The organism is Sphingobacterium wenxiniae, assembly GCF_900116225.1.
Taxonomy (GTDB): domain Bacteria; phylum Bacteroidota; class Bacteroidia; order Sphingobacteriales; family Sphingobacteriaceae; genus Sphingobacterium; species Sphingobacterium wenxiniae.
In genome coordinates this window covers 52,162-68,798 of sequence record NZ_FOZZ01000002.1, presented here as the reverse complement: position 1 = coordinate 68,798, position 16,637 = coordinate 52,162, and the positions used below count along the sequence as shown (strand labels likewise).

Genomic DNA, 16,637 nt, shown 5'->3' with positions numbered 1-16,637 from the left:
CGGTTGAAAAGACCTGATTTAATGGTGGACATCAGGGTGGACATTTTAGAAAAAAATAGCGGCAAAGTCATTTTTCACCTACACTAAAGAATAGGTAGACCCTATACTAAAGTACAGGGCATCTCTTCTGATGGCGCTTAAATAGTGTTATTTTTTTCAAACTATTTGTTTACTTTTGTTAGACTTAATAATTTCCACTTTTTCTATAGTATTTATGAAAATGTTGATTAACTTTTTTTCCTAACGCTTGGCTATGCACAGATTACTGTTGTCATTCTTTATCCTATTATTACCCTTCTTTGCTGGGGCTGCCAAGACTTCGGCACTCTCTTGGAATGACATCATCGAAAACAATAAAAAGATTACGAATCGTCAGGTGCTGATGCACAGACTTGATTCGTTAAAACAATTGTATAAAGGCGATGATAAAAAAGTAGTTAACGTTATTCAACTTGTGTTATTAGCCGACAGATGGCGACAGGAAGTGGATAGCTTGAATACAGAAAGTGCACGTCTCTATCAAGATGCACTGCAGCTAAGCAAGCAGCTCCGTGATGAGGATCTGCAGATCTGGGTCAACACGGAAACAGGATTTTATTACTACCGCTACATGGAGTACATACAAGCCATGCCCTATTTCCTCCAGGCCTCCCATTTATTGCGTAACCAGCCACTCATAGATACCGGTATACAACGCGTAGATGTATTGAAAAAAAACAGCTACTACTTTAGTACTATAGGATATACGGAATTGGGTTCGGCTTTATTAAAAGATGCGCATAAAATCGCAGTTCCACATTCAACAGATTATGCCGAGATAGCTTTTTCCTTAGGAATGGAGCGTTATAAGGAGGGTAATTTAGATGCAGCTAGACATTATTATCTGATAAGTCAGGAAACTGCAATCCAAATAGGTGATAGCATACGCTATGCAAAAGCGTTGGGCGAATTGGCTTACGTAGCTATGGACGATGGCAAACCCGAAGAAGCAATAAAATTACTACGCGAAGATATACGGATATCAAATAGATATGGCGATGATCGCAACAGAATGTATGCGCAGATAGCGCTCGCAAATGCACTTAAAAATACAAATAAATTAAAGGAGGCGAAGACAAGCCTTCAAGAGGCCCAAATATATTTGTCTAGCAAGCCGTATCTTAAAGATTTCTACTATCAACTATCGGAAATTGCGCTCGAAATCGCGAAAAAGGAAAAAGATACTGCCACGGAATTACAAACCTACCGTGTATTGGATTCATTACACCATATTTTAAGCAACGAAAAGATGCAGCAGGCCAATACCCAAGTGCATCTACAAACAGAAGCGCAGAAATTTCAATGGCAGCTTGAGCATCAGCAAAAAGAAATCGACCACCAAACGTTTATGAAGCGCATCTATGTGGTAACTGTTATCCTGCTATTAACTTTGTGCTTGGCCTTAGCGATGTTATACCGTACGAAACTGCATGGCAAGCAGTTGGCGTCCGAAAAAAAAATTGCAGAGCTAAAATTAGCCATGATGGTATCAGAAGATAAGCTTGCCCGCGCCAATCATTCTTTAGAAGCTCACCAAACCTATATGATGGAAAGAGATAGCGCACTAGCGGAACTCCATAAGCTTAAAGAGCGAATTAAATCCGGAAACAACAATAGACTTTCCCCTAAGCCTAAAGATCCTTTACAGCAGATGTTAACTTCACATTTGATGACAGATGAGAATTGGAACAGGTTTAAGGCAGCTTTTATTCGCGAAGAACCGGATTATTTTGATTATATCATGTATATGTTTCCTGATATTACCGAAACTAATCTCCGGCTTATTCTACTGCTCAAGATCAATCTCAGAAATGCACAAATTGCCAACTTATTGGGCATAACAGTAGAGGCCGTTAAAAAACAGAAGCAACGCCTTCAGAAAAAATATGGCGATGAGTTCGATCAAATACGCTCTTTTAAGGATGCTGGAGAAGAGTCGTAAATAGGCTACTTTGTTTAAAGAAAAAACGTTTCTTACCTTTGCAGGTATTACATGCTACATTCCATTCTTTCTATACGCGATGAACAGGACTTCCATAGTTTATGTATTGAAACCTTTCGGTTTCAATACGAAAACACGCAGATTTACAGTCAATTTGTCCAGCATTTAGGTAAACATCCCGCTACGGTAAAAAACTACCGAGACATACCCTTTCTACCCATCGATTTTTTTAAAACTCAGGATGTAATTGGACGAGGATATAAACCCGAAGTTATCTTTACCAGCTCAGGCACAACAGGTATGGTTAACAGCCGACATCTAGTAGCTGACTTGGATTATTACATACAAAGCTTCCGTCGTTGTTTCGAGCTTTTTTACGGAAAATCGCAAAACATCGCCTTTTTAGCTTTACTCCCTTCCTATTTGGAACGTTCAGGCTCCTCACTGATTTATATGGTCAACGATTTGATACAGCAAAGCCAACAGCCAGAGTCGAATTTTTTCCTTTTCAATCATGAAGAACTTTACCACAAATTGCTTGCTCTGAAAGAAAAAGGAACGAAAACGATTCTAATCGGTGTTACCCATGCGCTTTTGGATTTCTGCGAACATTTCCAATTGGATTTTCCGGAACTCACCGTAATGGAAACTGGAGGTATGAAAGGCAAACGTAAAGAAATGATACGTGAAGAACTGCATGCTATTCTTTGCAAAGGCTTCGGTGTATCTGACATCCATTCCGAATACGGGATGACAGAATTGCTATCACAAGGCTATTCTTCGGGTAAAGGACGTTTTAAAACACCGCCATGGATGCGGGTGCTTATACGCGATACCAACGATCCCTTGTCGTTGATCGCGGAAAATCGTACTGGAGCAATTAATGTTATTGATCTGGCCAATTATCATTCTTGCTCATTTATCGCCACGCAGGATCTGGGTAAATACCATGCCGATGGCTCTTTTGAAATTTTAGGACGTTTTGACAATAGCGATATCCGGGGTTGCAATTTATTGGTGCAATAGCATAAAAATCATTTTAAAATTGGCAAATATCTGATGCAATGTATACAATAATATCTAACAGATGGTTATTTATTTCAAACTCGGGTCACTAAATGTATCGCCTGCTCGGATATCGCCTGTATCGTACCCTTTTTTAAACCAATAAGCCCGTTGTTCCGAAGTTCCATGTGTGAAAGATTCAGGATTGGAATGGCCGTAGGCTTGCTCCTGCAAATGGTCATCTCCTACGGCTGCGGCTGCTCGCATTCCCTCCACAATATCCTGATATGTCAGCTCAATATCGGTCATCTTATTGACGTGGTGTGCCCAGACACCCGCATAAAAGTCAGCTTGTAATTCAGTCATGACGGAGATTTTGTTATATGCCGTCTCGCTCATTTTTGCACGCAGGGAATTTGTTTGCTGCAACACTCCCAATACATTTTGAATATGATGACCTACCTCATGAGCAATCACATAAGCCAAGGCAAATTCTCCTTTTGCACCATATTTACCACTCAATTCTTTATTAAAGCTCAGATCCAAATAAACAGTTTGATCACCAGGGCAATAGAAAGGCCCAAAGTGGGATTGTCCATAACCGCAACCACCAGTTTCCGTGCCTTGCGTATAGATTGCCATAGTCGGTTTGGGATAGCCTTCTCCAGCCTCTTTAAACAGGTTTGTCCACACATCTTCTGTACTTGCCAGTACGACATCAGCAAAATCAAGTAAGCGGTCTTCCTCCGGTGTGGATTCATAGGTACCTTCCGTAGTACCTGCCCCATTCATTTGACCCTGCATCTGATTAAGCAATTGTGCAGGATCGCCCCCCATCAGAAAACCAATTATCAAGACGATAACTCCGCCTATGCCGCCTATGGTCAACTTCTGACCACCGCTCATTCCTCTTCTGTCGTCTATATTACTGCCTCTGCGGCCGCTTTGCCATTTCATATATTTTTGTTTAAAGTTACGAAGTGACAAAAGTGAAGGAAGTTATGGAGGCAACGTTCATCACTACCATAAGCTGTATCACCATCATCACTCTATGTTAAATTCCAATCAATATTACAAAATTTTTGAGATTTTGTTGTTTAAGCTTTCGAAGTTTAACTTCGTTGAGTGCTTCGCCGTTTGAAAACTTCGGGCATCAAAGCGTTATAAAGTTTAATTGGAGGTTTAATTTATTCAAATTTCTTTACCACTCGAGCCGTGGCATGGCTTTTCTTTTTGACCGGAAAAAGAAACAAAACCGAGCGAAGCGAGCTCACCGAAGGTAAACTCGGTGCTTCTTTTTGTGAAAATGTTGTTTGTGCAAAAGGCAAATGACTACAATACTTCACAAAAAGGGAGGCGCCATTTTTCCGTTAAGGATTGGACCATGCGATAAGAACATAGACTTCGGAAGTTTTTGAAACTTCTGAAGTCTACAAAGACTACTCGCACTGTCCTTTCATTACCCCTAAATGTCGCCTCAAAAATTTTGAAATATGTAGAAATCTAATTTTAGCAATACCCTACCCATCAAAACTTTTCAGCGGCGATTTTTGGGTACCTTTTATAAAAAAGGTACAAAGCCTTGCCCCGGCCAGGGGCGGACAGGTTGTGCGATGGAAAAAATCGACAACCTGTCGAAAGAAAACCTCCGTTTATTTTAAAAATAAAAATAGAATGCGTTTGCTATGCAGGACGGCTTTAACAGGAGTCCATAGAGAATTTCGTATCTTTGTCGCAAATCAATTAAACAATGTCTTTAGAGCAACAATTAGCGACACGTAGCAATAACGAATGTGAGCTGTGTAAAAACACCGGAGAATTAGCTGTTTATGCTGTACCACCAACTGATCAGGTAAATGCGGATAACGCCGTTTTGGTCTGTAAAACCTGCTTAGATCAGTTAGAAAAACGTGAGCAGTTAAATGCTGATCATTGGAAAGTACTTTCTGACACCATGTGGTCTGAACATCCTGCTGTACAGGTAGTCGCTTGGCGCATGTTAAGCCGTTTGCGCAATGAGGCTTGGGCATCCGATAGTTTGGATATTCTTTATCTAGATGATGAAACCTTAGAATGGGCGAAGAAAACAGGCGATCATGAGCAGGATGGAACCGTAGAATTTCATCAAGACAGCAACGGAACAAGGTTATATGATGGCGATACCGTGGTTTTAATAAAAACATTGGATGTAAAAGGCTCAACCTTGTCAGCTAAACTGGGCACGGTGGTGAAAAATATACGTTTGGTACCCGATAATACAGAGCAGATTGAAGGAAAGGTAGAAGGACAAACCATTGTTATCCTGACAAAATATCTGCGTAAAGGCTAACCAGATGAGAGTGTCTAAAAAGATAAGCTTTTAGAGACTCTCGTTTCATTATTTCAATGAATCCCGCAGTACCTGTACCTGATTACGGTTTTTGACATCCAGTTTTAAGTATAAGTTGCTTACGTGATATTTCGTTGTACTAAGTGTAATGAAAAGTTTTTCAGCAATCTCCTTGTTGGTCAAACCATCCCAGATGGCGTGTAATACGTCTATTTCTCGTTCCGTAAGCTCATACTGTTTCCGTAGCGATGCTCCAATTTGTTCTTTTGTGCGCTGAACAGGAGAACCGAGCATCATGATATCGTGTTCATTTGCATCGTCTTTCAAGCCATTAGACTGATAGGCTAGTCGGCGAAGGTAAGTATCCAACTCCATTCGATATCGCTCGTTCTCTTCCTGTAAATTTTTCACTTTAAAGATAATAGCAAAACTGATAGCAATGATTTCGATGGCACTCACCGTCCGGAATACACCAATATCAAAAGAAGCAAAGGAGGAAGAGCTCACATAAGTATACATGACATAACAAATAGCCGTCAGCACCACAAAGCTAAATGACAGCACTAAAAAACGTGCATATATATCTTTACGAAAACGCCGTATAGCCAAATAGAGTGCTACAAGGGCAAAACAAAAACACAATATAGATACCCAATGATAAACCCAGTTGTAATCCGTCAGCGTATACACCAACGCTCCTGATAGCAGGACAACAGAAGCCAGTATATACCATTTTATATAGGATCGTAACACCCTTTCCAATCCTAAGAAATAATAGGTAAACATAAGTGACACGATGGCTGTTATACTAATATTCCAAATAATAAGGTAATCCATTGTCCAACGGCCATCCGTAAGATAATATAGCATACCATCTTCATAGAAAAAAGAAAGAAAAGTTGTAAATAACAGCACACAATAGGTGATAAAGCGTTTATCACGGAATATAACATAGAATACCACATTAAATACAACAGACATCAAAGCCAATCCATAATATAACCCTATCCGAAGCAACTGTGATGATTCTACAGAAGAAAAAGCATGTCGCTCATATAATGACACTTGTAAAATCCCCGGCAGGTTATGTTGCAGTTGAATATAATAAATAGAATCTTGTGCTGTAAATCTGTACTGTGGAAACCGGGCTTTAAAATAATCTCCACTTTCAAATGTATTGGGAAGTAACTGCTGTAACCTCCCTTCTTGAAATATAAATAATTTATAATGATGAATACGCGCAGAAGGAATTTGGAACACAATCGATTTCCCCAATAAACTCAAGGGAATATATCCACGGACCCATTTATTACCTAAACGGTCAATGGCCATCTCCAGCCCATCGCTTCCATCTATAGGCTCAAAAGATAGTTCTCGAAGCTGATCAACCGAAAAGATCTGACTTTGGGCCTCGGCAAATCCTCCCATGTACAGTAATAAGCATAAAATACACACTCCACGCAACCAATATTTCATCGACAGCAATAACTAATAGTTAAGACAAGTTGTACAAAGCTACTATTTTCGTTCGGTTATAAGATTAGCGTACGGTATTTTCTAAGACAATACAATTATCTTAATTAGCACAAAAAAAAGAGACGTAATTCCTTACGTCTCTTCTGTATGTTAAATCAGCCGGATTTAAGTAGCCTACTTTAAATTATCCCTATAGACTTTCGCTTTTTTCACTTCTGTCTGGATGTCTTTGCGGGAAGCATCGTAAGACAGCACTTTTTCGTAATCAGTTACCGCCTTGTTGTATGCATCAGTAGCCTTAGCTTTATCGTAATTAGCAGCACCGGTAGTTCCGGTTAAGATACCTAAATCACGGTACGCAATCGCACGGTTTTGATACAATTTTGCATCGTTGGCATTGATAGCGATAGCTTTACTATAATCTTCAATGGCTGTTTTCAATAATTGTTCTTTCGCGTTATTGTTCAATTTACTATCACTTACAGCGATATTATTACTTGCTTTCGCTTTATAATAAAGTGCAGAACCATGTTTTGCTTCTAAAGCCAATACCTTTTTGAACGTTTCAATAGATTTTGCGAAATCTCCACTCTGGAATTGAGAATATCCCAATAAATATTGTACATCCGGATCGTTTGCTTCCGCAGGAAGAGCTTTTTGCAGATGAGCCGCAGCGCCTTTAAAATCTCCGTCCAATAACGCTTTCTGTCCTAAACGAACATTTGCGTTGCTATGCTGCTCTTGCGCTTGTACCGACAAAGTCAATAGTGCCAACGCTACTGAAGCCATCCCTAACTTAATTGTTTTCCACTGATTACTCAAAAATCTACGTTTCATATGTTCTCTTTTTCTATACTTTTTTAACCTTTTACTTCTATTAGATATAAAATTCCACTAAATAGTTTAAGCTTCCAACACGAAGTTATAAACATTTCCACATTTTTTGTTCTTACCCTGCTAATACTTAACTTTGAAACTGCCGATTTAACAGGAGACACTCTTTTCTTAACATAAATGATACCAAAATTTAAAGTTGGCATTTCTCTTGCAATTATTGGGTAGATATTCTTTATTTAAAATAAAACAGCATAAATCTGACAACTTGTCGGGTTTAAACACATATATATGAACAAAAACGACATGTTTGATATCAACCAAGTAATATCTGTCATAAACGAAGACACCGAATTTTTCCCACTGATGAGTTCTCAGGACGAAGAAGAGATGAGCAAGGCTGATATACCTGAAATATTACCTATTTTGCCTTTACGCAATACGGTTCTTTTTCCGGGAGTGGTCATTCCTATTACCGTAGGGCGTGACAAATCGATAAAACTGGTCAAAGAAGCTTATAAAGGTGACCGCACGATAGGTGTGGTTTCCCAAAAGGACATGAGCATCGAAGAACCTACAATAGAGCAGCTCCACAAAATAGGCACAGTAGCCAATATCATCAAGATATTGCAAATGCCCGATGGGAACACCACCGTTATTATCCAAGGTAAACAACGCTTTAAGCTAAGTGAGCTTGTCAGTTCAGAGCCTTACCTAAAGGCACGGGTTGAACGCGTGCCAGAAGACAAGCCAAAAGTGAACAGTAAGGAATTCAAGGCTTTGATTTCCTCAATCAAAGAACTTGCGCTACAGATTATTCAGCTCTCGCCCAACTTACCAAGCGAAGCCGGATTAGCGATCAAGAATATTGAAAGCCCAACCTTCTTGGTTAACTTTATCTCTTCCAACCTCTCTTTAGAGATGGAACAAAAGCAAGCTCTTTTGGAAACCAAAGATTTTGTGAAACGGGCGAAAATGCTTTTGGAGCACCTAACGACGGAAATACAGATGTTGGAGCTCAAAAACCAGATCCAAAACAAAGTTCGTATCGATCTGGACAAGCAACAGCGGGACTATTTTCTAAATCAACAGCTAAAAACCATTCAAGAGGAATTAGGCGGGAATACGCCTGATCTGGAAATGGAAGAGCTTCACAAACGCTCAAGGTCAAAAAAATGGGCAAAAGAAGTACAGAAACACTTCGATAAGGAACTTGAGAAATTAGGCCGCATCAATCCTGCGGCGGCGGATTATTCGGTGCAATTGAACTATCTCGAATTGTTATTGGACTTACCTTGGGGTGAATACTCAAAAGATAATTTCGATCTGAACCGTGCTGTTCGTGTGCTAGACAAAGACCATTATGGTTTGGAAAAGGTAAAGAAACGTATCATCGAATACCTTGCCGTGCTAAAGCTGAAAAATGACATGAAAGCACCTATTCTGTGTCTGGTAGGCCCTCCGGGAGTTGGTAAAACTTCTTTGGGAAAATCCATAGCGCGGGCATTGGGTCGAAAATACACCCGTATGGCACTTGGTGGCGTGCGTGATGAAGCAGAAATTCGTGGACATCGCAAAACATATATCGGTGCTATGCCCGGACGTATTATCCAGTCGTTGAAAAAAGCTGAAACCTCCAATCCGGTATTCGTATTGGACGAAATCGACAAAATTGCTTCCGATTTCAAGGGAGATCCTTCATCCGCTTTACTAGAGGTACTTGATCCGGAACAAAACACGAATTTCTATGACCATTATGTAGAAATGGAGTACGATCTTTCCAAGGTTATGTTTATTGCTACGGCAAACTCGCTGAATAGCATACAGCCAGCTTTGTTGGATCGTATGGAGATTATCGAAGTAAATGGTTACACCATCGAAGAAAAAATAGAAATTGCAAAGAAACACCTTCTTCCCAAACAATTGGAGACCCACGGGCTGACAAAGAAAGATGTTTCGCTGAGCAATAAGATTATCGAGAAAATTATCGAAGAATACACCCGCGAATCCGGTGTGCGTGGGTTGGAGAAAAAAATAGGTTCCATTGTCAGAGGGGTTGCTACCCGCATAGTCATGGAGAAAGCCTATAATCCAAAAGTAGATGCCCCATTGGTTACAGAAATATTGGGTGCACCTATTTTCGACAAAGAACTGTACGAAGACAACGAAGTTGCGGGCGTGGTTACAGGCTTGGCCTGGACTTCGGTTGGAGGCGACATTCTCTTCATCGAATCGAGCCTAAGCCCGGGCAAGGGAAAATTAAGCTTGACCGGTAATTTGGGTGACGTGATGAAAGAATCTGCAGCGATTGCCATGGCTTACCTACGCTCACATGCTGATGAATTTGGTATCGATTATAAAGTCTTTGATAAATGGGATGTGAATGTTCACGTTCCGGCTGGCGCCACACCTAAGGACGGGCCATCAGCAGGTATCACCATGTTGACCGCTTTGACCTCTTTATTCACCCAACGCAAGGTTAGAGAGAAATTGGCGATGACCGGCGAAATCACACTGCGTGGCCGAGTACTTCCAGTAGGTGGTATCAAGGAGAAAATCTTAGCTGCTAAACGTGCCAACATCAAGGAAATCATCCTTTGCAAAGCCAATGAGAAAGATATTCTGGAAATCAAGGAAGATTACATCAAGGATTTGACGTTCCATTATGTTACGCAGATGTCCGATGTCATTAAACTGGCCTTACTGGACAAGAAAGTAAAAAATCCGAAGGATTTGAATAGCGTGGATTAACGCTATAAAAATAAAGCGGCGAGGGGTTATCCTCGCCGCTTTATTTTTATAGATTACTTTCAATAGCACCTACTTCCTCACGATAAAGTTCAATAGGCTTATCCAACAGAACCGCAATTACTGTATAGTCCTTATCTAATCGATCTGCCGGCACATCAATATAAACAATCCCCGGAATGGCTGACCAATACAGCTTATTAAATATCTGATGACCAATCATCGACCCCTCTCCTACAATACGAATACGTGCGATCGTATTTTTAAGTCCTTTTAAGGCGATTGGACCAGTTGGTTTGCCTTCAACAAAAAGATACAAGGTCTGTTTATCTTTAGACAATGCTGAATATCCCGAATAATGACCTTCCGGCATACCGGCTTCCGCCTGATGCAATACTTCTGCATGCTTCTTAATCCAAGTTTGTACAGCAGGGGAAGCTTGCTCAATTTGTTGGTCTAAAACACGTCCATCTTCTGTTATTTTGCCAGCAAGCAGATTATAGCCTTTATCCGTTTTATCGACCAGCATACCGATAACAGATTTGTCTTTCTTAAATTTCACTATCTCTTGCAAAGGGAATGTTCCTTCTACCATTTCTGTAAAAACAGGCTTTTCATCAAAATCAAAAGCCAACACTGTCACCGTCTTATCAAACAATTCGGCAGGTAAATTCACACGGCATCTCGCAATGGCGGAAGAATAATTGAAATCAAGGTCTTTTTCCGCTCCTACAATCCGCACCCTAGTTGGCTTTGTCTGCAAACTATTAAGCACTACTGACTCTTTCACGTGGTCAAGGTAGACATACAAGGTCTTCCCATCTTTGGAGAAAGCTGACTTATCACGCAGCATACTCTGCCCCAAACCCGCACGCGTACCGTAGATAGCTTCACCGTGTTTGGAAGTCCAACGCTTCAACTCCTGCAATATTTGCAGCTGTTCTTTAGGAATAGAGCCATCTGCCTTAGGGCCAATATCCAACAACAAATTACCTCCCATGGAAATACAATCGACCAATGTACGCACAATCATGTTGGGTGTTTTGTAATGTTTATCAAAAGGCTGATACCCCCATGAATCGTTCATCGTATAGCAAAGTTCCCAATACCGGCTTGCTGGCTTAACAACCGGCACACCCTGTTCTGGAGTCTCATAATCACCGTAATGGTTCAACCTTGAATTGATAATAATATTCGGGTTATATTTCTGCAAGAGTGCCAACGTCTGCGGAGATTGCCATTCCTCGGCAGAATGTTCCCAGTCGCCATCAAACCATATTAAATCTGGTTTAAATTGCGTAGAGATTTCGGTAAGCTGTTGCTGATAGTACCCTACAAACTTTGCCCAACGCGAGGCATCATCTTTCATCTCGTAGCGTTTTTGCGTGCGGGTATTTACATCATAATAAGGATGGCTCCAATCGGGCAACGAAAAATAAATACCCGTATGCAATCCTGCTTTTTTCACTTCCTCTACAAAAGGTGTCAATACATCCTTTTTTGCCGGTGTATGGGTTAATGTCGTAATCGCTTCAGGGGCTTTGGTATCCCAAAGCGACACACCGTCATGGTGTTTGGATGTTATAACGGTATATTTTGCTCCGGCCTCCTTAATCAACTGTGCCCATTCTTTGGGATCATAGTTAGAAGCGGTGAAACCATCCAACTGCTTCATATAGTTGTCATGGCTTATATAATTATTGAAAAATGCCCATGATTCGGAAATACCTTGTACGGAGTAAATGCCCCAGTGGATAAAAATCCCTAGCTTAGCATCGTCAAACCACTCCATTTTCTTTTGTTCCACTGCCGATGCTTTCTCCTGGGCAGACACATGTCCAACGCCTCCAGACAGCAACAGCAACGCACAAACTATTTTTTTCTTGAATTGCATTATATTTAGTATTGAGATATGAGTATTGCGTATTGAGATATTAGATTTGAAACTTTGAAGATATAAAAAATATGGCTACCTATAAAGATATTCCTTATTTTTGGCGCAATGATAGAACTCTATACTGATGGTGCTTCAAGTGGCAATCCCGGTCCGGGAGGCTACGGCACCATTCTGCGAACAATATACCAAGGCTCGAATCCTGCTTTTCAAGGCAAACTCATCGAAAAGGAATTTTCGGGTGGTTTTCGTAAGACGACCAACAACCGTATGGAACTGCTTGCGGTTATTGTAGGTCTGGAAGCTTTAAAAAACGACAATCAGATGGTGACTATCTATTCAGACTCCAAATATGTTATTGATGCCATCGATAAGAAATGGGTCTATGGCTGGATACAAAAAGGTTTTCAAGGCAAGAAAAACAAGGATTTATGGATTAAACTGATGAATCTCTATAAACGTCATCAGGTTAAACTGGTCTGGGTAAAAGGCCATGCGGGACATCCTTTAAATGAGCGATGCGACCAGCTCGCTGTCAAAGCTTCTAAGGATAAATCTTGTTGGAAGATTGATACCGTGTTTGAGGCAGAGAATGGTTAGTTTTGTTCTTGGCCGCCCAAAGGGCGGCCAAGAACAAAACTAATTCGCCCCGTAACTTGCTTTAACAGTAATATTTGCTGTTTTGTTCCTTGAAGTAGTATTGAATGCCCCTCCATAGGAATATTCTTCGTTATCATTTTGACCTGTTATCTGGAAAATCCCCAAATCAGCCTTCATCAGGTCGCCTAAAGACGAGCCCGCCTCTTTGGCTATGTTGGCTGCCCGTTGCTTCGCATTTTCCGAAGCTTGCGATATAAGTTCCAATTTCAAGTCTTCCAACTTGGAATAATAATAACTCGGAGAATTCGAACTCAATTCCAATCCTTGGGATATCAATGTCGAAATCTCACGTGAAGCATTATCTACTTTGTCCAGATCCTTGGATTCCACACTGACATTCTGTGAGAGACTATAACCTGTAAACGTATTATAGCTATTGCCCTGCCCATCGGAGTGATAAGCAAACTCACGGTTAATATTCACTGCGTTGAACAAAATTTCTTTGGGGTTAATCCCCTGCTTTTCCAAAAACTGGCGAACCAAATCCCGGTCTTTACCAAGCTGTTCGGAGGCCACACTCAGATCCATGGATTTACGACTGTAATAGGCTGTCCATTTTACAATATCCGATTCGAAATCCTTTTTGGCATTTCCGGTAACGTTAATCGTGTTGTTCACTCGGTATTTATATTTGTAGGCATTGCCCAACACCCAAGCAAAAACAATAATGGCAATACTGCCTATCAGCGCTACAATAACACTATTCGATCTTAAATTATTTGACATATCCTTACGTATTTATTCTGTAACAATGTGAAAATACACAATCAAATCTACACAAAAAACCTTACTTTTAGTCTGCAAAATTCTTTACACTATGCAAATCAAAACAATTGCCTTGGGTCTCACACTACTCTGCACAGGAACTTTATATGCACAGAAAAAGCCCATAGACCACTCCGTATATGACGGTTGGAAAAGCCTTAATCAGGTCAATGTCAGTAAAAGCGGACAATTTATCTACTATCAGATTACCCCGCAAGAAGGTGATGGTCTATTGCAGATCAAATCCAACAAAAACGACCTTATCCTAGCCGTTCCCCGAGCAGCCAACACAACCTTTACAACAGACGAAAACTTTGTTCTAACAAGCATCAAGCCTACATTCGAAGAAACGAGACAGGCTAAGATTAAAAAGAAAAAGAACGATGAGATGCCTAAGGATTCGCTACTGATCGTGAACCTTCAGAACAAAGATGAAAGCAAAATTCCTGCCGTAAAATCCTATAAGCTCGCGCAGAAAAAAAACGAATATGTAGCTTATCTTACAGAAGTAGAAAAAAGCATAACCGAAAGCGATTCGACCAAAACGGAAAAGAACAAACCTAAAAAGACAGAAACGCTAATTGTACAGCACCTCAGCACGGGTGACACTTTACACTTTCCAAAAGTAGAGCAGTACGTCTGGAGTCAAAATGAGGATTTCCTCGCTTTCAGCAAGAAAAACGACGCTAAGGATTCTTTAGCAAATGATGCGGGATTATACATCTTTGACATTACCAGCAAGCAGCTCAAGAAAATCAGCAATGGAAAAGGCACCTACAAAGAGATTACATTTGACGATCAAGGTTCACAACTTTCCTTCCTGGCGGATAAATCTCCTGAGAAATCCCAATTAAAAGACTTTAAACTATATTACTATACACCTGCCTTGGATACAGCGCGCATCCTCGCACAACAAAATACCGCAGGCGTACCACAAAACTGGTATGTCAGCGGAGACGGACAGGTCAATTTCAGTGCCGATGGCAAAAAACTGTTCTTTGGCTTAGCCCCTATTCCGAAGGTAAAAGATACGACCTTAGTCGATTTTGAACATGCACAGGTAGACATCTGGCATTGGAAAGACGATTATTTGCAGCCAATGCAGTTAGTTAACCTAAAACGCGATCAAAGCCGGAATTATCTTGCCGTTGTTTACCCGCAAGAAGGCGGACGACTTATTTCGTTGGTAGACGAAAAATTCAGCCGCACAAGCACAACGGACGATGCCAACAACGAATGGATCTTAGCGACTTCCGATTTCGATAAGCGCATCGCTATGCAATGGGAAGGTTCTACACCTACGGACATCTATCTTGTTTCTACCCTTAATGGCCAAAAGAAATTAGTGAAGGAAAACTTGAACGGTTATGCTTTTCTTTCCCCGAATGGTGATTTTGTAGTATATTTAGACAGAGAAAGCAGCAATTGGTATAGCTACAGTATTGCTTCCGGTTCTTCCGTACAATTAAACGATGGCATTCCTGTCAACTTCACGGATGAAGAAAACGACTCACCAACCTATGCTGGCGCATACGGGTATGCTGGCTGGACAGCCGACGGCAAAGGTATTTACATCTATGACCGTTATGACATCTGGTTGTTTGATCTGCAAGGAAAGGATAAAAAGCTGTTGACCAACGGCGAAGGACGTGTTACCAAACGCACATTTCGCTATATTGATCTGTCCAGAAAAGACCTTCCGAGGAAACGTACCACGCTCATTCCTGCCAAAGAAGAGATCTATTTAACCGTATTTGATGAAGAAACCAAGTACAATGGTATTGCAACTGCAAATTCTACCAAAAATGCAAATCCGAAGGAAATATTCACGCTTCCACATACCTATAGAACGTTCAACAGTTCAGAAGATGGAAAAGTTATCGTCTATACCAAAGAGGACTACACCGCTTCTCCCGATTTGTATCTGACATCAAACTTTAAAGATGAAACCCGCTTAACGGACATCAACCCGCAACAAAGTGATTACAATTGGGGAACAGCCGAATTGGTAGAATGGACAACGCCAAATGGCTTTGAGGCACAAGGTATCCTATATAAACCGGAAAATTTCGACCCGAATAAGAAATATCCGATCATCGCTTATTTCTACGAACGGTTAAGCGATGGACTATACACCTATCAAGCACCTGCTCCTACACCTTCGCGTTTGAATATCCCCTATTATGTAAGCAACGAGTATTTGGTTTTTGCACCAGACATCCGTTATGAAATCGGGTATCCTGGCAAATCGGCCGAGGAGTATGTCAACTCCGGTATGCGTCACCTCGCACAAAACGCTTGGGTAGATTCCACCAAAATGGCTATACAAGGACAAAGTTGGGGAGGCTATCAAGTTGCACACTTGATTACGCGGACACCAATGTATGCAGCAGCATGGAGTGGAGCTCCCGTAGTCAACATGACTTCGGCTTATGGTGGCATTCGTTGGCAAACGGGTATGTCAAGACAATTCCAATACGAAAAAACACAATCCAGATTAGGCAAAACTTTATGGGAAGATCAGGATCTATATATCGAAAACTCTCCTCTCTTCTTTATGAACCGTGTAACAACTCCGGTAGCTATTATGCATAACGATAACGACGGCGCTGTACCTTGGTATCAAGGCATCGAGATGTTTACTGCTTTGCGTAGACTCCAAAAACCCGTCTGGCTACTCAATTACAACGGCGACGAGCACAATTTGATGAAAAGACAGAACAGAAAAGACATACAAATACGTCAATCTCAGTTTTTCGATCATTTCTTAAAGGGCAAACCTGCACCGGAATGGTTATCAAAAGGTGTTAAAGCCACAGAAAAAGGTATAAACTGGGGATTAGAATAACCCCATTCCCTAAAGCCAAACAAAAAAGAGGAAATCATCCATGGATGATTTCCTCTTTTTTGTTCAACACAAACGTTTTCTTTTATTTTTTATAAAA

Annotated in this window: 11 protein-coding genes; 6 read left to right on the top strand and 5 right to left on the bottom strand. The window is 40.8% G+C overall.

The genetic code is table 11. The features are described from left to right. The first annotated feature begins 253 nt into the window (after positions 1-253). Together BM375_RS02685 and BM375_RS02680 are read left to right on the top strand one after the other, a co-directional pair. Complete coding sequence (locus tag BM375_RS02685) at positions 254-1,981, top strand: tetratricopeptide repeat protein (RefSeq protein ID WP_093363641.1); 1,728 nt, start codon at positions 254-256, stop codon at positions 1,979-1,981. A 51-nt stretch (positions 1,982-2,032) separates the two neighbouring features. Next, a complete protein-coding gene (locus tag BM375_RS02680) occupies positions 2,033-3,007 on the top strand; it encodes a long-chain-fatty-acid--protein ligase (protein ID WP_093363640.1) in 975 nt (324 codons plus the stop codon). Positions 3,008-3,076: 69 nt separating this feature from the next. On the opposite strand, the gene ypfJ is transcribed toward BM375_RS02680, so the two are convergent. Next, positions 3,077-3,943, bottom strand: coding sequence for a KPN_02809 family neutral zinc metallopeptidase (gene ypfJ, locus BM375_RS02675; protein WP_093363639.1), 867 nt, complete (start codon positions 3,941-3,943; stop codon positions 3,077-3,079). A 793-nt stretch (positions 3,944-4,736) separates the two neighbouring features. Here ypfJ and BM375_RS02670 point away from each other — a divergent pair. Then, positions 4,737-5,315 carry a PhnA domain-containing protein gene (locus BM375_RS02670; protein ID WP_093363638.1) on the top strand — a complete coding sequence of 193 codons (579 nt, stop codon included), beginning with the start codon at positions 4,737-4,739 and terminating at the stop codon, positions 5,313-5,315. A 48-nt stretch (positions 5,316-5,363) separates the two neighbouring features. Here the strand turns inward: BM375_RS02670 and BM375_RS17615 are convergent, their stop codons facing one another. Both BM375_RS17615 and BM375_RS02660 read right to left on the bottom strand, forming a co-directional pair. After that, positions 5,364-6,791, bottom strand: coding sequence for a 7TM diverse intracellular signaling domain-containing protein (locus BM375_RS17615; protein WP_093363637.1), 1,428 nt, complete (start codon positions 6,789-6,791; stop codon positions 5,364-5,366). A 174-nt stretch (positions 6,792-6,965) separates the two neighbouring features. Beyond that, entirely contained in the window at positions 6,966-7,628 is a 663-nt protein-coding gene (locus tag BM375_RS02660) for a tetratricopeptide repeat protein (protein WP_093363636.1), read from the bottom strand. Between the two features lie 288 nt (positions 7,629-7,916). On the opposite strand from BM375_RS02660, the gene lon reads away from it, so the two are divergent. Continuing rightward, positions 7,917-10,376 carry an endopeptidase La gene (gene lon / locus BM375_RS02655; protein WP_093363635.1) on the top strand — a complete coding sequence of 820 codons (2,460 nt, stop codon included), beginning with the start codon at positions 7,917-7,919 and terminating at the stop codon, positions 10,374-10,376. Positions 10,377-10,422: 46 nt separating this feature from the next. On the opposite strand, the gene BM375_RS02650 is transcribed toward lon, so the two are convergent. Then, positions 10,423-12,267, bottom strand: coding sequence for an alpha-L-fucosidase (locus BM375_RS02650; RefSeq protein ID WP_093363634.1), 1,845 nt, complete (start codon positions 12,265-12,267; stop codon positions 10,423-10,425). A 108-nt stretch (positions 12,268-12,375) separates the two neighbouring features. On the opposite strand from BM375_RS02650, the gene rnhA reads away from it, so the two are divergent. After that, a complete protein-coding gene (rnhA, locus tag BM375_RS02645) occupies positions 12,376-12,867 on the top strand; it encodes a ribonuclease HI (RefSeq protein WP_093363633.1) in 492 nt (163 codons plus the stop codon). A 39-nt stretch (positions 12,868-12,906) separates the two neighbouring features. Here rnhA and BM375_RS02640 read toward each other — a convergent pair whose 3' ends face one another. Then, positions 12,907-13,653 (bottom strand): SIMPL domain-containing protein, encoded by a 747-nt coding sequence (locus tag BM375_RS02640; RefSeq protein ID WP_093363632.1) that lies wholly within the window; start codon positions 13,651-13,653, stop codon positions 12,907-12,909. Between the two features lie 91 nt (positions 13,654-13,744). Between BM375_RS02640 and BM375_RS02635 the strand changes: the two genes are divergently transcribed. Then, on the top strand, positions 13,745-16,540 hold the full coding sequence (locus tag BM375_RS02635; RefSeq protein ID WP_093363631.1) for a S9 family peptidase: 2,796 nt from the start codon (positions 13,745-13,747) through the stop codon (positions 16,538-16,540). Positions 16,541-16,637 lie beyond the last annotated feature (97 nt).

Coding starts and splice junctions, on each gene's coding strand:
- BM375_RS02680 (WP_093363640.1), top strand. CDS start 2,033: ATGCTACATTCCATTCTTTCTATACGCGATGAACAGGACTTCCATAGT.
- lon (WP_093363635.1), top strand. CDS start 7,917: ATGAACAAAAACGACATGTTTGATATCAACCAAGTAATATCTGTCATA.
- BM375_RS02640 (WP_093363632.1), bottom strand. CDS start 13,653: ATGTCAAATAATTTAAGATCGAATAGTGTTATTGTAGCGCTGATAGGC.
- BM375_RS02660 (WP_093363636.1), bottom strand. CDS start 7,628: ATGAAACGTAGATTTTTGAGTAATCAGTGGAAAACAATTAAGTTAGGG.
- BM375_RS02650 (WP_093363634.1), bottom strand. CDS start 12,267: ATGCAATTCAAGAAAAAAATAGTTTGTGCGTTGCTGTTGCTGTCTGGA.
- ypfJ (WP_093363639.1), bottom strand. CDS start 3,943: ATGAAATGGCAAAGCGGCCGCAGAGGCAGTAATATAGACGACAGAAGA.
- rnhA (WP_093363633.1), top strand. CDS start 12,376: ATGATAGAACTCTATACTGATGGTGCTTCAAGTGGCAATCCCGGTCCG.
- BM375_RS17615 (WP_093363637.1), bottom strand. CDS start 6,791: ATGAAATATTGGTTGCGTGGAGTGTGTATTTTATGCTTATTACTGTAC.
- BM375_RS02635 (WP_093363631.1), top strand. CDS start 13,745: ATGCAAATCAAAACAATTGCCTTGGGTCTCACACTACTCTGCACAGGA.
- BM375_RS02670 (WP_093363638.1), top strand. CDS start 4,737: ATGTCTTTAGAGCAACAATTAGCGACACGTAGCAATAACGAATGTGAG.
- BM375_RS02685 (WP_093363641.1), top strand. CDS start 254: ATGCACAGATTACTGTTGTCATTCTTTATCCTATTATTACCCTTCTTT.